Source organism: Streptomyces sp. Ag82_O1-12, from assembly GCF_900182715.1.
Classification (GTDB): domain Bacteria; phylum Actinomycetota; class Actinomycetes; order Streptomycetales; family Streptomycetaceae; genus Streptomyces; species Streptomyces massasporeus.
On record NZ_FXUW01000001.1, the window covers coordinates 2,800,964 to 2,816,137 of the forward strand.

Consider the following 15,174-nt stretch of genomic DNA (forward strand, 5'->3'; position numbering starts at 1 on the left):
AGCATCCCACGCACCACTGACAACGGGTCCCGACGGACCGGGCCGTGGTCCCACGGACCGGGCTGTGGTCCCACGGACCGGTCCGTGCGCGCACGCGGGGCCGTGCGCGCACGCGGGACCGGCCGTGCGCGCACGCGGGCCCCAAGAGCCGCTACGGCTCCTCCCGCCAGCCCTCCCACTCGCCGGCCAGTCCGTCCAGCTCCGCGGGATCCAGCCGCTCGTCCTCGTCCCGCAGGACGACCAGCCACTGCGCGTCTTCGGCGTCGTCCTCGCCGGCCAGCGCGTCCCGCACCAGCTGCGGCTCCTCGACGACCCCGAACCGCTCCCGCAGCGCCTCCACCACCTCTTCCGCGGCGTCACGGTCGGGCAGCACCAGCACATGTCGCACATCACTCACGCCGGACATTGTCCGACACCGCCTCGCGGCCCGGCCGCTCAGCCCTTGCGGACGACCTGCACATCGAGGTCGACCTTGATGCTCGGCCCCACGACCGCGATGCCCCGCGCCAGCATGGTCTGCCAGCTCACGGTGAAGTCGTCCCGGTGCAGCTCGGTCGTGGCCCGGCAGGCCGCCCGCACCTCGCCCTCCAGGCCGTTTCCCAGCCCCAGGTACTCCGTGTCCAGCGTGACCGTCCGTGTCACGCCGTGCAGCGTCAGCGCCCCGGTCACGGCCCACCGGTTGCCGCCCCTGTGCACGAATCGTTCGCTGTAGAACTCCAGCGTCGGGAAGTTCTCGACGTCCAGGAAGTCCGCCGAGCGCAGGTGGTCGTCGCGCATACTCATGTCGGTGTCGATGGACGCGGCGTCGATCACCACGTGCATCGCCGAACGCTCCACCGGATCGGCGACGCGTATGACCCCCGCGAACGACTTGAACCGCCCGTGGATCCGGGCCAGTCCGATGTGCCGCGCGGTGAAGCCGATCGAGGAGTGCGCCGACTCGATCTCCCAGTCACCGGCATCGGGAAGCTCCGGCGGCCGGGCCACCTGCAGCGTCACGTCCCCGAGCGACGCGAGCGCGTTCTCGGCGACCTGCGTGGTCGCCCGGTACGGCGTGTACCCCTCCGCCGACACCGCGAGCCGGTACTCCCCGGCGGGCACGGTCGTCATGAACGACCCGTACGGATCCGCTCCCCCGCTGACCACCGGCCGCCCCACGGCGTCCGTGACCGCGAACTCCGCGTGTCGGACCGGCTCGTTGACCGGGTCCAGCACCCGGCAGGCCAGCACCCCCGCACTGGGCGGGGTCGGCACCGCCGCCAGGGGACTCGTTCGTTGCACCCGGTCGGTGCGGCTTCCCCGCCAGCGGCCGATCATCACGACTCCCTGAGTGGCTCGAAATCGCCTGTTGATCACTGTTGATCACACCTTGCCGAAGAAGCATTCGACCATCGGTGAGGCTTTCGGGGCAACACGGGACCACATCACGGGAATCCAGCACATGTGCTGGTACTACGCACGAGTAGCCCCGTGTGGCCGGAATGGACGTCTACGCGGGGTTTCGCAGCGTCGGCACCTTGTCGAGCTCGATCCCGAACCGGTCCCGGTACACCCCGAGGATCTCCTCGTCCGCCGCCAGCTCCCGCTCCTCCCGCGTCCCGTCGGCCGCCGTCACCGTGAGTTTGCGCCCGCTGAGCGTGATCCGCCCTCCCTCCTCCGTCACCCGCGAACAGACCAGCGACCGCGTGAAATGCGACACCGAGGACGTGCTGTGCCACCACGCTCCGGCCACGAAGTCACCGAGCACCCGCGGCCGCGTCTCCAGGCGGTACTGGGCACTGCCGTCCCGGAACACGTCCAGGTCCGCCGCCTCCACGGTGCCGTGCCCGCCGCGCACCCCGGCCGCGTCCGGCCCCGCCTCGACGATCCGGAACGTGCCACCGGGATCCTTCTGCTCACCCCGGTCCCCGAACGCCAGCGGAAGGTGGCTGTGCGCCCCGAACCCGACATCGGCCAGCCAGTCGCCCCCGTCCACCGTCCGTACCCGCAGCGCGAGATGGTCGTACGGGATGCCGAGCCGCCCCTCCTCCCCGTACACCCGCGCCGCCAGCAGCGCCACGTCGTACCCCAGCGCCGCGAGCAACGCCCCGAAGGAGCCGTTGAGTTCGTAGCAGAATCCGCCCCGCCGCGCGCCCACCACCTTGTCCAGCAGCCGCGTCTCCTCCAGCACGATCTCCTCGCCCAGATGGATCGACAGGTTCTCGAACGGCACGGTCCGCAGGTGACGCAGGTGCAGTTCGCGCAGCGCGTCGACGGTGGGCCACGCGGGGTGCTCGGCTCCCAGTCGGCGGAGATAGGCATCAACCTGTGCTGAGTTCATGCGCTCAGTCTCGCGCCACCCTCAGCTCTCCGCCCTCTCCTGCGACCGCGAGCGCGCCGTCCCGGTCCGTCCGCAGCACCGCCGCGCCCCCGGAGCGCAGCGCCGCGACCGTGCCGGGCGCCGGGTGCCCGTACGAGTTGTCACCGCAGGAGATGAGGGCCAGCCGCGGGGCCGCCCGGCGTATGAGCCCCGGGTCCTGGTAGGCAGAGCCGTGGTGGGCGACCTTCAGGACATCCACGCCCTCCAGTGCCGCGGCCGCGGGTGATCTCGCCAGCGCCCGCTGCGCCGGGGGCTCGAGGTCTCCCAGGAGCAGCAGGCGCAGTCCGGCCGTGCGGACCAGCATGGCGACGCTGGCGTCGTTCGGCCCCTCCGGCGCCGGCGGATGGACCGGAAGGGCTCCCGGAGGTGCCCCCGGCGGTGTCCACGGAGGCGAGTCCGGCGGTGGGCTCGGTGGCGGGCTGGGGGGCGGCCACACCACCTGCCAGGACAACTCCCCCGTCCGCCGCTGCTCCCCGGCCGCCGCCCGCGTCACGGGGATCCGCCGCGCCGCCGCCACTCTCCGCACGAACGCGGCCTGGTCGGCGGGCTCTTCGAACCCCGTCGCCTCGATCGCGCCCACGGCCCGGCCACGCAGCACCCCGGGCAGACCGGCCACGTGATCGGCGTGGAAGTGGGTGAGCACGACCAGCGGGATGCTGCTGATGCCCAGTGAGCGCAGACAGTGGTCGACGAGTCGCGGGTCGGGCCCGGCGTCCACCACCACGCCGGTCCCCTCGCCCGCCGCGAGCACCATGGCGTCGCCCTGCCCCACGTCACACATCACCAGCCGCCAGCCCGGCGGCGGCCAGCCCGTGACCGCCCGGGTCAGCGGCGGCGGTTGCACCACCACCAGCGCCAGCAGCAGTCCGCAGGCCGCGCACCACCAGGGATGCCCGAGCAGCCGCCGTCCGACGAGCACCACGACCAGGGTCGCGGTCAGGAGCAGCGCCGCGCCCGCCCAACTGCCCGGCCAGTCCACTCCCCCGCCCGGCAGCGCCGCCCCCGCCCGGGCGATCCGCGCGATCCATCCGGCGGGCCAGTGCGCGCACCACGCGAGCACCTCGGCCACCGGCATCGCCACCGGCGCCGTGGCCAGCGCCGCGAACCCCAGCACGGTCGCCGGCGCGATCGCGAACTCCGCGAGCAGATTGCACGGCACCGCCACCAGACTCACCCGCGCCGACAGCACCGCGACGATGGGCGCGCACAGCGCCTGCGCGGCCGCGGCGGCGCCCAGCGCCTCGGCCAGTCGCGGTGGTACTCCGCACCGCCGGAGTCCGGCGCTCCAGCGCGGCGCGAGTGTCAGCAGGGCACCGGTCGCCACGACGGACAGCAGGAATCCGTAACTCCGGGCCAACCACGGGTCGTACAGCACCAGCAGCAGGACCGCCGTCGCCAGCGCCGGGATCATCGACCTCCGACGGCCGGTCGCCAGGGCGAGCAGCGCCACGGCTCCGCAGGCCGCGGCGCGCACCACGCTCGGATCCGGTCGGCACACGACGACGAACCCGAGCGAGAGCACGCCCCCGAGCACCGCCGTCCCGCGCAGGGAGATGCCGAGCCGGGGCGCGAGGCCCCGCCGCTCGACGTGCTGCGCCAGGCCCGGCGGCCCGAGCAGCAGCGCGAGAAGGATCGTGAAGTTGGCCCCGGACACGGCCAGCGTGTGCGTGAGGTCGGTCTCCTTGAACGCCTCCTCCAGCTCCGGAGTGATCCGCGAGGTGTCCCCGACCACCAGGCCGGGCAGCAGCGCCCGGGGGTCCGCCGGCAGCCCGTCGGTCGCCTCGCGCAGCCCGGCGCGCAGCCGCCCGGCGAGCCGCTGCGGCCCCGAGGGCTCTCCCACCACCTCCGGTTCGCCCTGGTCCCGCACCCGCAGCACGGCCGCGACCCGGTCGCCGCCCGTCATCGCGGGCGCCAGCCGCGCACTGACCCGCAGCCGCGTCGACGGCAGCAGGCCGAGCCACGGTGACCGGCCCCGCCCATCGGCGACCCGACCGGGCGGGGCCGCGTCCACGTCCACGATCACCAGCACCGGCGCCCGTGTCGTCACCTCCGTGCCGCCCGCCTCCTGGACGCGCAGCACATCGGCGTCGATCAGCACGGCCGTCGGGGCCACGTGATCGCCCCTGACCTTCGGCCGGGTGAGCCGAGGGTCGGACGAGAGCTCGACCTCGGCCGTCACCGTCGCGTACTCCCGCGCCAGGCCGGGCACCGGACCCCGGCGCAGATCCGCCCCGTGCAGCCCGGCCGAGGCGGCAGCCGCCGCCACACACAGCAGCAGGGCGGCGGCGGAGGCGCGCGGCCATGACGCCACCCGCGCCCTGGGGGCCCGCCGGGCCAACGGCAGCAGTCCGACGGCCACCAGGCAGCCGATCACGAGGCCCAACACCCACGCCTCAGACGCGTCCAGCACCAGCGCCGCCGTGCCCCAGGCCGCGAGGGCGGGCGGCACGAGTCGCAGGTCCGTCGGGCCCTCCTGGCGTGGCCGGGCGGTGCCGAGACGGGTGCCGGACGAGGCGTGCACGGGTGACCGGGTGGGACGGAGCCCGGACGCGGGATCGTCCTGCCGCACCGGCGGGCCGGGGAGGCTCCTCATGGCCGTACGAGGTCGCGCAGGTCGGCGAAGCGGCGGTCGCCGATGCCGTTCACCTCGCGCAGCTCGTCCACGGAACGGAAACCGCCGTGCTGCGTGCGGTAGTCGATGATGTGCTGCGCCAGCACCGGGCCGACCCCCGGCAGGGTGTCGAGCTGGTCCGCGGTGGCCGTGTTGAGGGGGATGGGGGCGGCCGGCGCGGCCACTCCACCGGCCGGGCCGCCCGGAGCCGAACCACCACCCGCCCCTGGAGCCGGTGCGGGAGCCGGACCTCCGACGATCACCTGCTCGCCGTCCACGAGGAACCGGGCGCGGTTGAGCCCGTCGGTGTCCGTGCCGGGCTTCACCCCGCCCGCCGCGTGCAGCGCGTCCGCGACCCGCGAGCCGGCCGGCAGCCGGTGGATCCCTGGTTCACGCACCTTGCCGCCCACATCCACGACGATCTCGGGCGCGCCCGCCTTCACGGACCCGGCGGAAGCCCCCGAGGCGGCTCCGGCAGGCGCCCTCGCGGCGCCCGGGCCGCCCTTCCCTCCGGCCTGCCCGCTCTCCTGCCCCTCCCCGTACGGCACCGCCGCCCGCACCACCTCCGGCGGCCGCACGGACTGGGTTCGGCCTGCCCAGAAGTGCTGCACGGCGAAGGCCGCGGCGACGACGAGCACCACCGCCAGCGCCAGCACGCTCCGCCGCTCCAGACCGCACCTGGCCTGCAACCACAGCGGCATGCGCTCCCGCAGCGCCGACCCGGCCCGCTCCCGCCAGACTCCCCCACCCGCGCGGACGTCCTCGCCCTGGAGACCGCCCATGGGTTCCGCCTCCAGATCAGGGCGACCACCCATGGACTCCGCGAGCGCGGGGCGTCCACCACGCACTCGCGGGATCTCGTCGAGGCCGACGCAGCCCGGCGGCCCCTGCCCCGACTCCCGCCGGTCCCCGGCCGGTTCGACCGGCTCGGCCCGCCCAGGAGGCCCGGCCGACCCTGCGCGCTCTGCATGCTCTGCGTGCCCTGCCCGCTCTGCCTGCCCTGCGTGCTCGCCGAACAACACCCCCGCGCGCCGCCGCAGTTCCTCCGCAGAGGCATGGCGCTGCCGGGCCCGCCCGCGCGCGACAGGCGGGCGTCGGTGATGACGGACGCGCCCGTCGGACGCCGGATGACGGCCCGGCCCACTGGTCGCCGTCGCTGTGCGTGAACGTGATCGAAGTGCCATGCGACGAGGATCGGCCACTCCGGCCCACCCGCGATGATCTTGGTCAATTCCCGGGGACAATCCCCCGGTTGTGGATAACTCCGTCACTCACACGGGCGGCCACAGTCCCACAGCAACGTTCACCGGGGCGAAACCACGACCCCCAGCAGCCCGGGTCCCGTATGCGCCCCGATCACCGCCCCGACCTCGCTGACATGCAGATCGGCCAGACCGGACACCCGGGCCCGCAGCCGGTCGGCGAGAGCCGACGCCCGGTCCGGGGCGGCGAGATGATGGACGGCGACATCCACCTGGGCGTCGCCCGCACGGTCGGCCGCGATCTCCTCGAGGCGGGCGATCGCCTTGGACGCGGTCCGCACCTTCTCCAGCGGCTCGATGCGGCCGTCGGCCAGTTGCAGCAGCGGCTTCACCGCGAGCGCCGAGCCCAGCAGGGCCTGCGCGGCGCCGATCCGCCCACCGCGCCGCAGGTAGTCGAGGGTGTCGACGTAGAAGTAGGCGGAGGTGCCCGCGGCCCTCTTCTCGGCGGCTGCGACGGCCTCGTCGACCGTCCCACCCGACTCCGCGGTCTCCGCCGCGGCGAGCGCGCAGAACCCGAGCGCCATCGCGATCATGCCGGTGTCCACCACCCGCACCGGCACCGGCGCCTGCCGTGCGGCCACGACGGCCGCGTCGTACGTCCCGGAGAGCTCGGCGGAGAGATGGAGGGAGACGATGCCGGTGGCTCCGGACTCGGCGACCTTGCGGTAGGTCTCCTCGAAGACCGCGGGACCGGGCCGCGAGGTCGTCACGGGGCGCCGCTTCTGCAAAGCCTGGGCGAGGGCGCGGGTCGAGATCTCGGTGCCCTCCTCCAGCGCCCGGTCGCCGAGCACCACGGTCAGAGGTACCGCAATGATGCCGTGACGCTCCATCGTCCGGGTCGGCAGGTAGGCCGTTGAATCGGTGACGATCGCGACATGGCGGGACATGAGCTGGAGGTTACCTGCCGTAGCGTCCGCGCGGCAGCCCGGCCCCCGCGCCCTGCGGGGCCACTGGCCGGATCAAGTGGTGCTCTCGGGACGGGGCTTCTTCTGCCAGGGGTAGGTCGGGCGCGCTGCGGGCGGCGTGATGGCGGGCCGCGCCGGCTCCTGCTCGGGGCTCGACCGCGCGGTGTCCGGCCAGGTCTGCCCGGCCGTGGCGGCATCGGCGGCGGGCGCCTCGGGCCAGGGCGGCGGCGCGGCGGACTGCGACGAGGAGCCCGGCCGCGAGGAGGACGCGGACTGCCCGGAGGCGGACTGCGGCGAGGAGGCGGGCTGCGGCTCCGGCGCCGTCCAGTGCCGCAGGGCCCCGGACTCCAGGTCGATCTGGGCGCTGAGCGAGTCCAGGTCGTCGTCCGCGAAGCGGCGGGCCCGGTCGCGGGCCGCCCAGCGCAGCGAGTCCGCCGAGTGCGTGATGCGTTCGGTGCGCTCGCGCAGCCCCGGCAGCCGCTCGGTGAGCGCGGCGCGGTCCGGCTCGGACTCCAGGCGCCTGAGCTCGCCGTCCAGCTCGTGTCCGTGCGCGCTGAGCCGCTCGAAGAGGCCGAGGGACTCCTTCAGGGACTCGTCCTCGGCGACGGCCGCCTGCAGCGCGTCCTGCGTGGCCCGCATCGAGGTGCGCAGCTTCAGCCTGAGCTGGGCGAGTTCGCCGGCGGCGCCGGGCTGGGCGAAGGACTTGGCGCGCAGTGTGTGGTCCTCGACCGTGCGGCGGGCCTGGGTGATGCCGCGGTCCACGCCGCGCTTGGCGGCGCCGACCACCCTCACCGTGGCGTACACCCCGAGCCCGAGAAAGAGCACGAAGAGCAGGGCGAAGACTGCGATCACTGCTTCCACAAGGGCTCCTCCTCAGGACGTCGCGGCGCCTCACGTCGCTCTTCAACGGTAAACGCAACAGGCAGGTCCGGAGTTCCAGAAAAACCCCGAACCTGCCCGTAGGGGACCACCCCGAGAGCGGTCCTGCCCCTTGAGCGGAACCGAGAACGGTCCGAGCCCGGGCGGACCACCCCCGAGAGCAGCCCTACGCCTGACGGCTACGCCGGAACGATGTTCACCAGCTTCGGCGCGCGCACGATCACCTTCCGGATCCCGGCACCGCCCAGCGCGGCGACGACCTTCTCGTCGGCCAGCGCGACCTTCTCCAGCTCGTCGTCGGAGATCGAGGGCGAGACCTCCAGCCGCGCCTTGACCTTGCCCTTGACCTGCACGACACAGGTCACGGTCTCGTCGACGACGTACGCCGGGTCGGCCACCGGGAAGTCCTGGTGCACCACCGAGTCCGTGTGCCCCAGCCGGCGCCACAGCTCCTCGGCGATGTGCGGGGCCAGCGGCGCGGCCATCAGCACCAGGGCCTCGGCGACCGGTCGGGTCACGGCCCCGCCCACCTTGGTCAGGTGGTTGTTCAGCTCGGTGACCTTGGCGATGGCGGTGTTGAACCGCATGCCCTCCAGGTCGCCGCGGACCCCGTCGATCGCCTTGTGCAGGGCGCGCAGCGTGTCTTCGTCGGTCTCGGCGTCGACGACGGTCAGCTCGCCGGTCGCCTCGTCGACGATGTTGCGCCACAGCCGCTGCAGCAGCCGGAACTGCCCCACCACCGCGCGCGTGTCCCACGGCCGGGAGACGTCCAGCGGGCCCATCGCCATCTCGTACAGGCGCAGCGTGTCGGCTCCGTACTCGGCGCAGATCTCGTCCGGAGTGACCGCGTTCTTCAGGGACTTGCCCATCTTGCCCAGCAGCCGGGAGACCTTCTCGCCCTGGTAGTAGTAGGCGCCGTCGCGCTCCTCCACCTCGGCGGCCGGCACCGCGATGCCACGGCTGTCGCGGTAGACGTAGGCCTGGATCATGCCCTGGTTGAACAGCTTGTGGAACGGCTCCGCGGAGGAGACGTGGCCCAGGTCGTACAGGACCTTGGACCAGAAGCGCGCGTACAGCAGGTGCAGCACGGCGTGCTCGGCGCCGCCGACGTACAGGTCGACACCGCCGTGCGGCTGCCCCTCGCGCGGGCCCATCCAATACTGCTCGATCTCCGGGTCGACCAGCTTCTCGGAGTTGTGCGGGTCCAGGTAGCGCAGCTCGTACCAGCAGGAACCGGCCCAGTTGGGCATGGTGTTGGTCTCGCGCCGGTACGCGCGCGGGCCGCGGCCGTCGCCCAGGTCCAGGGTGACGTTCACCCAGTCCTCGTTGCGCGACAGCGGGGTCTCGGGCTCGGTGTCGGCGTCGTCCGCGTCGAAGGTGCGCGGCGAGTAGTCCTCGACCTCGGGCAGCTCCAGGGGCAGCATCGACTCGGGCAGGGCGTGCGCGATGCCGTCCTCGTCGTAGACGATCGGGAAGGGCTCACCCCAGTAGCGCTGGCGGCTGAACAGCCAGTCGCGCAGCCGGAAGTTGACGGTGCCCTCGCCGACACCGGACCGCTCCAGCCACTCGGTGATACGGGCCTTGGCCTCGGCGACGTCCAGGCCGTCCAGGCTCACCTCGTCGTTCGAGGAGTTGATGATCTTCGCGTCGTACGACGAGAAGGCGTTCTCCCAGGTCGAGGTGTCCGTGCCGCGGCCGTCGGTCGGCTCGACGATGCAGTGGATCGGCAGCTCGAAGGCGCGCGCGAACTCGAAGTCACGCTGGTCGCCGGCCGGGACGGCCATGATCGCGCCGGTGCCGTAGCCCATCAGGACGTAGTCGGCGATGAAGACCGGGACCTGCTCGCCGTTGACCGGGTTGGTGGCGTACGCGCCGATGAAGACGCCGGTCTTGTCCTTGGCCTCGGCCTGGCGCTCCACGTCGGACTTCGAGGCGGCCTGGGCGCGGTAGGCGGCGACGGCCTCACCGGGGGTCGCGTGGCCGCCGGTCCACACCTCGTGGGTGCCCTCCGGCCACGCGGCCGGGGTGAACTTCTCGACCAGCGGGTGCTCGGGCGCCAGCACCATGTAGGTGGCGCCGAACAGGGTGTCCGGGCGGGTGGTGAAGACCGTGATGCGCTCGCCGTCGATGGGGAAGTCGACGCGGGCGCCCTCGGAGCGGCCGATCCAGTTGCGCTGCTGCAGCTTGATGGCCTCGGGCCAGTCCAGCTCCTGCAGGTCGTCCAGCAGGCGGTCGGCGTAGGCCGTGATGCGCATGTTCCACTGGCGCAGCTTGGCCTTGAAGACGGGGAAGTTGCCGCGCTCGGAGCGGCCCTCGGCGGTGACCTCCTCGTTGGCCAGCACGGTGCCCAGCCCGGGGCACCAGTTGACCGGCGCGTCGGAGGCGTAGGCCAGCCGGAACTCGCCCAGGACGTCGGCCTTCTCGGCGGCGCTCAGCTCGCTCCACGCGCGCGTGTGGCCCGGTACGGGACGCTCACCGGACTCGAACTCGGCGACCAGCTCGGCGATCGGGCGGGCCCGGCGGGCGTCGTGGTCGTACCAGGAGTTGAAGATCTGCAGGAAGATCCACTGGGTCCACTTGTAGTAGTCCGGGTCGATCGTGGCGAACGACCGGCGCTTGTCGTGGCCCAGGCCCAGCCGGCGCAGCTGGGACTTCATGTTCTCCATGTTGGCTTCGGTGGACACGCGCGGGTGCGTGCCGGTCTGCACCGCGTACTGCTCGGCGGGCAGCCCGAAGGCGTCGAAGCCCAGGGTGTGCAGGACGTTGTGGCCGGTCATCCGCTGGAAGCGGGCGAAGACGTCCGTGGCGATGTAGCCCAGGGGGTGGCCGACGTGCAGGCCCGCACCGGAGGGGTACGGGAACATGTCCATGATGAACTTCTTGGGGCGGGCGACGATCTCCGGGTCACCGGCCAGGTCGCCCTTGGGGTTGGGCGCGGCGTAGGTGCCGTCGGCGTCCCAGAAGTCCTGCCAGCGTGCCTCGATCTCGGCAGCCATGGCGGCCGTGTAGCGGTGCGGCGCCGCCACCTCGGAGGTGACGGCGGGGTTCGTCTCGCTCATGATCCTCAAAGCTCCATCGATCGTCTCTGCCTGCGGCTGTCTGGTTCGAGAAACGAAAAATCCCCTCACACAGGAGGGGACGCCGCGCCGATGCCGGCCACTCGACTCGTCCGGTGGCCGGGACTGATCAGCGCGGCCCGCTAAGCAGAAGGCGTACGGCACGCATGGCGCTAGGGTACCGCAGGCCCTCAGCGCGTCGCGACGCACTTCCGGGCCCCTCTCGGCGCCCGAAAACCTGAACCAAGGTCAAAAGTTACTTCGCGTAACAGCCACTAAGGGGCATCACAACAAGCGCATTGTCCTTTGATAACAACGCAATAACTCAAACCTCGTACTCATCGGTATGGCTCCGCTTAGAGTTCGGCAGCGGGACCGCTGCTTTCCCGAACCGCTCGGAGTTGCCCCCATGAACCCTCATCGCAGTAACACCTCCCTACACCCGGTGGCCGGGACGTGGGGAGGCTTGTCGTGAACCCCTACGACTCCACGGCAGACGACTCGTTCGCCGAGTTCCTCAACTTCGGTGCGGGCGTGCTGTCCCTCGTGTGTCTGACGTGCTCGGTGATCTGGGGCCTGATCGCCCAGGACCGGGTCCTCCTCGACACGCGCCGCCGCATCCTGGCGCAGGCCGTGCACCGGACCACGGCCGTCGCCTCGATCGTCTTCCTGCTGGTGCACATCGGCGTGAAGCTGGCGCTGGCCCACACCTCGTGGATCGCCGCGGTGATCCCCTTCGGGCTGGCGTTCACCGACGAGGAAGTGGTCGGGGGCAGGTCGTTCCTGATCGGGCTGGGCACCCTGGCGGGCATGCTCATGATCTTCGTAGGCATCACCGGCGTGCTGCGCAACCGCTTCGCGTCCCCCGCGCCCGTCGCCGCGCGCTGGCGAGCCATGCACATGCTGGCCTACCCGGCCTGGTGCGCCGCCCTGGTCCACGGACTCTACGCGGGTCGCTCCGCCAAGCCGATCTTCGTCATCCTGTACTGCCTGTCCCTGGCCGGCGTGGCCGGAGCGCTCGCCCTGCGCGCGGCTCCGCGCCAGGTCAAGCGCAAGGTCGCCGACAAGGTCGCCTCGATGATCGGACCCGGCGACGGCCTGGGCCGCAGGGACCTGGAGGAGAGCCGGGCCCGGGCGGCGGGCGGGTTCGCGCGCGGCGACCAGAAGGGCCGGGGAGCATCCGCGCGCGCCGCGGTGTCCCCGAAGGGCCCGCTGTACGAGAAGGCGGAACGCGGCGCGGCCAAGGAACCGGCGAACGGCTTCGCCGCCGCCTACCGGGCCGTCTCGAGCCCTCCCCAGGGCGGGCAGGCCTTCGCGCCCGGGCCGACGACCAGCATGCAACTGCCGCTGGACATGCAGCCCACCGAGACCTTCCCGACCGTGGACGGCCTCTCCAGCACCTCGGGCAACTGGCCGATCCCGTCCCCGCCCCCGGTCGGCGAGGCCCCGCCGTCGGCCTACGACCCGCTCCAGGACACGGGCTTCAACATCCCCCCCTACGACCCCCTTCAGGACACCGGACAAAGCATCCCGGCCTATGGCAATCCAGGCGCCGCCGGCTACGGATCGAGTGATGTGTACGACACGGGTGAGACGAATGCCGTCTACGACACGTACTACCCGAACGACACGTACAACAGCGGTCCCGCCAATGAAACAAACCCCGGTGCGTCCTATGACTTCGACGCACCGGGATCGGGCGAACCTTGGAACACGCCTTCCGGAGGCTTTAAGTGAACGAGGCCCTGCCCGACGTACCCGAAGTCCGCGTAGTCGGTCTTCCCCAGCTCACGTCGGGCTTCGACCTTGTCGATCGACTCGATCTGCCCATGCATCTCAAGGTGCACGGGCCGCTCGAGCCGATGGGCGGCGAGCAGCTCGCGCAACTCGCCGAACGCATCAACCTGAAGGGCCGCGGCGGCGCGGGCTTCCCCTTCCACAAGAAGCTGCGCTCGGTCGCCGATGCGGCGATCAAGCGCGGCGTCCGTCCGGTCGTCGTCGTGAACGGCAGCGAGGACGAGCCGGCCTGCCGCAAGGACACGGTGCTGATCAACCGTGCCCCGCATCTGATCCTGGACGGCGCGCTGCTGTGCGCCGAGGCCCTGGGTGCCCGCACGCTCGTGGTGGGGGTCACCCGTGAGTCGACCCAGCGCTCCATGGAGGCCGCGCTGGCCGAACGCGGCCTCAGCAACGGCCGCCGGTCGGCGCTGCGCGCGCGTGTCCAGCGCAACCCGGTGCGCATGGTCACCGGTGCCGCCGCGTCGCTGATCCGCTCGATCGACGGCGGCCCGGCCATCCCGCCCGGCCGCAAGGTCAGCGCCTCGCAGAACGGCGTCGGCGGCGCACCCACGCTGCTGTCCAACGCCGAGACCTTCGCCCAGCTGGCGATCGCCGCCCGCATCGGCCCCGAGCGCTACGGCAACACCGGCCTGTACGACGAGCCGGGCACCGTGATGCTCACGGTCTCCGGCGCGGTCGCCCGCCCCATGGTGATCGAGGTCCCGACGGGCGTGCCGTTGCGCTACGTCCTGCAGCTCGCCGGCGCGCCGCCAGTACCGCAGGGCGTGCTCACCGGCGGCTACCACGGCAAGTGGATCGACGCGGCGACGGTCAACGAGGCGGTCGTCTCCCGCAACTCCCTGGACGCGGTGGGCGGCGCGCTCGGCGCCGGCGCGATTCTGCCGATCACTCAGGACACCTGCCCGCTGGGCGAGTCGCTGCGGGTGGCGCAGTGGCTGGCCGAGGAGAGCGCGGGCCAGTGCGGCCCCTGCTACCTCGGCCTGCCGGCCGCCGCACGCGGCCTGGAGGACATCCTCAACGGCGGCGGACCGGCCGCCCTGGAGGCCCTCAAGCAGGTCGCCAAGAACGTGAAGCGGCGCGGGGCGTGCTCGCACCCGGACGGCTCCGCGATGTTCATCGAGTCGACCATCAAGGCCTTCACCGACGACCTGGCCGCCCACGTCCTCGGCAACGGCTGCGGACGGCCCGTGGAGGGCGTTCTGCCGCTCTTCGAGGGGGGCAGGGCCCCCACGGGCATCCCGGGCGGCGGAGAGTCCGAGGAGAACGGCCCCAGCCGCCAGAAGATCTACGTGGACTGGACGCTGTGCCGGGGCCACGGGTTGTGCGCGGACATCCTCCCCGAGGTGTTCCAGCTGGGCGCCGACGGCTTCCCGACCGTGGCGCAGGCGCAGGTCCCGCGGTACGCCGAGGCCAAGGCTCTACGCGCGGTGCGCCGCTGCCCGGCGCTGGCGCTGCGCCTCGAGGAGGGGAGCGCGCCGGGAGCGCCGTCCCGCAACCTCCCGGTCCTCTCCCAGGGCCGCGGCCGCCGCGCTCTCGGCCGCTGAGCACAGACACGGCGGGCCCGGCCGGGCCCGCCGTGAGCGCACCGGGCGACACACAAGACCACGCACACGAAGAAGGCGGGCCATCCGAATCGGATGGCCCGCCTTCTCATCTGCTGTGGAGCTAAGGAGAATTGAACTCCTGACCTCCTGCATGCCATGCAGGCGCTCTACCAACTGAGCTATAGCCCCTTGCCAGTGCTCCTCCGGGTTTCCCCGGCGGCGACGCCAACATTACTGGCCCATCAGGCCCAACACCAAATCGGTTTCGCTTCGCCCGAAATGCCCGTTATGCCGTGACGAACGAGTAGAACCGCTTGAGCGTGCAGTGCTCCTCCAGAAGCCGACCGTAGATCGGCTCGCCCTCCAACTCGCGGTACGTCTCGATCGGGTCGCCTTTTATGATCAGCGCCCGCGCGCATTCCTCGCACCAGTACTGGTAGTCGGGATTGATCGGCTCCATGTCGCGGACGATCGGAGTCCCGCTGCCGCACCAGTCGCACTTCCGCCTGTGTGCACCCATCGATCAGCTCCAGCTGTGGCCGCAGGCCGTGCACACGTAGGAAATCCCGCCGTTGTCGCCGAGCATCTGGGCCACGTGCGCGGAACCGCAGGAAGGGCAGCTGAGCCGGGTGGACATCTCCCGTGTGAACGCCGCTTCGAGGAGGTGGTCGACCTCCTCGCGGATGCTCGCAGGCATCGCTACTCCTCCCGTCGGGCCGCGCCCCCTTCCGGCCGTTTGATTCTGCCACGGCCGGACC

At 72.2% G+C, this 15,174-nt stretch carries 12 protein-coding genes and 1 tRNA gene; 2 read left to right on the forward strand and 11 right to left on the reverse strand.

Annotated features, from left to right (window positions below):
- Positions 1-151: 151 nt before the first annotated feature.
- The 8 genes from QOL88_RS12875 to leuS all read right to left on the reverse strand — a co-directional run bounded on the left by QOL88_RS12875 (position 152) and on the right by leuS (position 11,075).
- The gene (locus QOL88_RS12875) at positions 152-397 is read right to left on the reverse strand and encodes a hypothetical protein (RefSeq protein ID WP_097222973.1); all 246 of its coding nucleotides are present in this window, start codon (positions 395-397) and stop codon (positions 152-154) included.
- Positions 398-435: 38 nt separating this feature from the next.
- Positions 436-1,317 carry a YceI family protein gene (locus QOL88_RS12880; RefSeq protein ID WP_097216561.1) on the reverse strand — a complete coding sequence of 294 codons (882 nt, stop codon included), beginning with the start codon at positions 1,315-1,317 and terminating at the stop codon, positions 436-438.
- Positions 1,318-1,489: 172 nt separating this feature from the next.
- Positions 1,490-2,320 carry an arylamine N-acetyltransferase family protein gene (locus QOL88_RS12885; RefSeq protein ID WP_097216562.1) on the reverse strand — a complete coding sequence of 277 codons (831 nt, stop codon included), beginning with the start codon at positions 2,318-2,320 and terminating at the stop codon, positions 1,490-1,492.
- Between the two features lie 4 nt (positions 2,321-2,324).
- Entirely contained in the window at positions 2,325-4,952 is a 2,628-nt protein-coding gene (locus QOL88_RS12890) for a ComEC/Rec2 family competence protein (protein ID WP_097216563.1), read from the reverse strand.
- Positions 4,949-6,154, reverse strand: a complete 1,206-nt coding sequence (locus QOL88_RS12895) for a ComEA family DNA-binding protein (RefSeq protein WP_097216564.1) — start codon at positions 6,152-6,154, stop codon at positions 4,949-4,951. Before QOL88_RS12895 ends, QOL88_RS12890 begins: the two co-directional genes overlap by 4 nt.
- 119 nt (positions 6,155-6,273) lie before the next feature.
- Positions 6,274-7,119 (reverse strand): DegV family protein, encoded by an 846-nt coding sequence (locus tag QOL88_RS12900; RefSeq protein WP_097216565.1) that lies wholly within the window; start codon positions 7,117-7,119, stop codon positions 6,274-6,276.
- 72 nt (positions 7,120-7,191) lie between these two features.
- Complete coding sequence (locus QOL88_RS12905) at positions 7,192-7,998, reverse strand: hypothetical protein (RefSeq protein ID WP_097216566.1); 807 nt, start codon at positions 7,996-7,998, stop codon at positions 7,192-7,194.
- Positions 7,999-8,195: 197 nt separating this feature from the next.
- Positions 8,196-11,075 carry a leucine--tRNA ligase gene (leuS, locus tag QOL88_RS12910; RefSeq protein ID WP_097216567.1) on the reverse strand — a complete coding sequence of 960 codons (2,880 nt, stop codon included), beginning with the start codon at positions 11,073-11,075 and terminating at the stop codon, positions 8,196-8,198.
- A 468-nt stretch (positions 11,076-11,543) separates the two neighbouring features.
- Here leuS and QOL88_RS12915 point away from each other — a divergent pair, with 468 nt between their 5' ends.
- A complete protein-coding gene (locus tag QOL88_RS12915; protein ID WP_097216568.1) occupies positions 11,544-12,809 on the forward strand; it encodes a ferric reductase-like transmembrane domain-containing protein in 1,266 nt (421 codons plus the stop codon).
- The gene (locus tag QOL88_RS12920) at positions 12,806-14,416 is read left to right on the forward strand and encodes an NADH-quinone oxidoreductase subunit NuoF family protein (protein ID WP_097216569.1); all 1,611 of its coding nucleotides are present in this window, start codon (positions 12,806-12,808) and stop codon (positions 14,414-14,416) included. Before QOL88_RS12915 ends, QOL88_RS12920 begins: the two co-directional genes overlap by 4 nt.
- Positions 14,417-14,532: 116 nt before the next feature.
- Here QOL88_RS12920 and QOL88_RS12925 read toward each other — a convergent pair.
- The 3 genes from QOL88_RS12925 to QOL88_RS12935 form a co-directional block, all read right to left on the reverse strand.
- A tRNA-Ala gene (locus QOL88_RS12925) sits at positions 14,533-14,605 on the reverse strand.
- 97 nt (positions 14,606-14,702) lie between these two features.
- Positions 14,703-14,936 (reverse strand): hypothetical protein, encoded by a 234-nt coding sequence (locus QOL88_RS12930; RefSeq protein WP_006136074.1) that lies wholly within the window; start codon positions 14,934-14,936, stop codon positions 14,703-14,705.
- 3 nt (positions 14,937-14,939) lie between these two features.
- Positions 14,940-15,113, reverse strand: coding sequence for a hypothetical protein (locus QOL88_RS12935; RefSeq protein ID WP_101927779.1), 174 nt, complete (start codon positions 15,111-15,113; stop codon positions 14,940-14,942).
- Positions 15,114-15,174: the final 61 nt, after the last annotated feature.

Bases quoted from the DNA above. Each gene is read 5' to 3' on its own strand.
- QOL88_RS12880 (WP_097216561.1), bottom strand. From the start codon at position 1,317: ATGATCGGCCGCTGGCGGGGAAGCCGCACCGACCGGGTGCAACGAACG.
- QOL88_RS12885 (WP_097216562.1), bottom strand. From the start codon at position 2,320: ATGAACTCAGCACAGGTTGATGCCTATCTCCGCCGACTGGGAGCCGAG.
- QOL88_RS12890 (WP_097216563.1), bottom strand. From the start codon at position 4,952: ATGAGGAGCCTCCCCGGCCCGCCGGTGCGGCAGGACGATCCCGCGTCC.
- QOL88_RS12895 (WP_097216564.1), bottom strand. From the start codon at position 6,154: ATGGCACTTCGATCACGTTCACGCACAGCGACGGCGACCAGTGGGCCG.
- QOL88_RS12900 (WP_097216565.1), bottom strand. From the start codon at position 7,119: ATGTCCCGCCATGTCGCGATCGTCACCGATTCAACGGCCTACCTGCCG.
- leuS (WP_097216567.1), bottom strand. From the start codon at position 11,075: ATGAGCGAGACGAACCCCGCCGTCACCTCCGAGGTGGCGGCGCCGCAC.
- QOL88_RS12930 (WP_006136074.1), bottom strand. From the start codon at position 14,936: ATGGGTGCACACAGGCGGAAGTGCGACTGGTGCGGCAGCGGGACTCCG.
- QOL88_RS12935 (WP_101927779.1), bottom strand. From the start codon at position 15,113: ATGCCTGCGAGCATCCGCGAGGAGGTCGACCACCTCCTCGAAGCGGCG.